Here is a 2,698-nt window from a genome sequence, read left to right as displayed (position 1 = left end):
CGTTGCGTCTGTGCGGGCACCTCGATGTCGACGCGCTGGTTGCGGCGCTGGCCGATGTGACGGGCCGCCACGAGAGCCTGCGTACCCTGATTGCCGCACCCACGGGCATCCCCCAGCAGCAGGTCGTCTCCGCCGAGCGGATCGACATCGGTTGGGAGGTCGTCGATGCCACCGCGTGGCCCGCAGGCCGGCTCGGTGAATCCATCGAGGAGGCAGCGCGCCACCCCTTCGACCTGGCCACTGAGCTCCCGCTGCGGGCACGGCTCATCCGCGTCACCGAGGACGAACACGTGTTGGTGGCCGCGGTGCATCACATCGCTGCCGACGGCTGGTCGATCGCACCGCTGGTGCGTGATCTCGGTGTGGCCTATGCCAGCCGGTGTGCGGGGCGGCCCCCGGGCTGGGCTGAATTACCGGTGCAGTACGTCGATTACACGTTGTGGCAGCGCGAACAGCTCGGTGAGCTGAACGACGTTCACAGTCCCATCGCCAGCCAACTGACCTACTGGCAGGACGCCCTGGCCGGGATGCCCGAACGCCTGCAGCTGCCCACCGATCGACCGTATCCGCCGGTGGCTGATCAGCGCGGTTCCAAGGTGACCGTGGACTGGCCTGCCGAGTTGCAACAGGGTATCCGCGAGCTGGCCGCCGAGTACAACGCGACCAGCTTCATGGTGGTTCAGACCGCCTTGGCGGTGCTGCTGTCGCGGCTCACTGCTAGTTCCGATGTGGCGGTGGGGTTCCCGATCGCAGGGCGTGGCGACCCCGCACTCGATGAACTGGTCGGATTCTTCGTCAACACCCTGGTGCTGCGGGTCGAGCTGGCCGGCGATCCCAGCTTTGCCGAGCTGCTGAGCCAGGTACGGCGGCGCAGCCTGGCTGCCTACGAGCATCAAGACGTGCCCTTCGAGGTGCTCGTCGAACGGCTCAACCCCACCAGGTCCATGACGCATCACCCGCTGTTCCAGGTCATGATGGCCTGGCAGAACCTGCCCGGCCACGACAATGACCCGACCACTGGATTGGCATTGGGCGATCTGCAGGTCACCCAGATGCCGATCGATACCCACACCGCCCGGATGGATCTGGCAATTTCTCTGGTCGAACGCTTCACCGAGGTCGGTGGCACGGCCGGGATCGGCGGGGCAGTGGAATTTCGCACCGACGTGTTCGACACGGCAACCATCGAGGCACTCGTCGAGCGGTTCGAACGCATGTTGGTGGCGATGATCACCAAACCGGAGCAACGACTGTCGTCGATCGACGTGCTGGATGCTGGTGAGCACAACCGCCTCGACGAGATGGGCAACCGGGCAGTGTTGGACCGCGCCGCGCCAGCGCCGATGTCGGTTCCTGAGTTGTTCGCCGCCCACGTGACGCGCACCCCGAGCGCGGTCGCGATCAACCACGACGTTGGCTCCTGGACCTACCGCGAACTCGACGAGGCGTCGAATCAAATGGCGCACTTGATGTCTGGCTACGACATCGGCCCGGGTGCGTGTGTAGCGCTGTTGTTGGAACGCTCGGCCGAAGCTATCATCGCCATGCTGGCGGTGCTCAAGACCGGGGCGGCCTACCTGGCGATCGACCCGGCGCTGCCCGGCGACCGGATCGACTTCATGATGTCCGATGCCGCGCCGATCGCCGCCATCACCACCGCCGACCTGCGGTCACGGCTGCACGGGTCCGACCTACGTGTCATCGACCTCGTCGACCCCCGCATTGCCGCTCAGCCCCGCATCGCACTTCCGGCGCCCGCCCCGGACGACATTGCCTATCTCATCTACACGTCAGGGACCACCGGTGTGCCCAAGGGCGTGGCCATCAGCCACCACAACGTGAATCACTTGGTGGAGTCGTCGTCGCCCCATCTGCCCGACGTTCAGGTGTGGACCCAGTGCCATTCCTATGCGTTCGACTTCTCGGTGTGGGAGATCTGGGCTGCGCTGCTCGGGGGTGGACGCTTGGTGGTGGTACCCGAGGACGTCACGGCCTCCCCAGAGGACTTCCACGCCCTGTTGGTCAGCGAACGGGTCAACGTACTCACCCAGACCCCCTCTTCGGTGGCCGCGCTCTCACCACAGGGATTGGATTCGATGGCCTTACTGCTCGGCGGTGAGGCCTGCCCGGCCGAGGTGGTCGATCGGTGGGCGCCCGGGCGGGTGATGATCAACGCCTACGGACCGACCGAGGCCACGGTCTATGCGTCGATGAGCGCTCCCTTGACCGCGGGGTCGGGCGTGGCACCGATCGGGGCACCGGTGCCCACCGTGGCACTGTTCGTGCTGGACGGCTGGCTGCAACCAGCACCCCTCGGGGTGGTCGGCGAGTTGTACGTCGCCGGCCATGGTGTGGGAGTTGGATATTGGCGTCGGGCCGGGCTGAGCGCCTCGCGGTTCGTGGCGTGCCCATTTGGCGAACCCGGAACGCGGATGTACCGCACCGGGGACCTGGCGCGCTGGGCTGCCGACGGGCAACTGCAATACCTCGGCCGCGCCGATGAACAGGTCAAGATCCGCGGCTACCGCATCGAACTCGGCGAAATCCAAGCCACCCTCACCCAACTCGACGGCGTGGCGCAGGCCGCGGTCATCGCCCGCGAAGACCGCCCCGGCGACAAGCGCCTGGTCGGTTACCTCATCGGCACCGCAGACCCGGCACAAACCCGCGCCCAACTAGCCGAGCGACTCCCCGCCTA

Annotated in this window: 1 protein-coding gene; it reads left to right on the top strand. The window is 66.6% G+C overall.

Annotation, left to right across the window (positions count from 1 at the left end; translation table 11 throughout):
* The coding region (locus tag ACRDUX_RS07350; RefSeq protein WP_526412446.1) for a non-ribosomal peptide synthetase at nucleotides 1-2,698 on the top strand (2,698 nt) is incomplete at both ends.

This window comes from Mycobacterium sp., assembly GCF_050701675.1.
Classification (GTDB): domain Bacteria; phylum Actinomycetota; class Actinomycetes; order Mycobacteriales; family Mycobacteriaceae; genus Mycobacterium.
The sequence above is the reverse complement of the archived record's forward strand: the minus strand, read 5'-3'. Positions and strand labels throughout refer to the sequence as shown.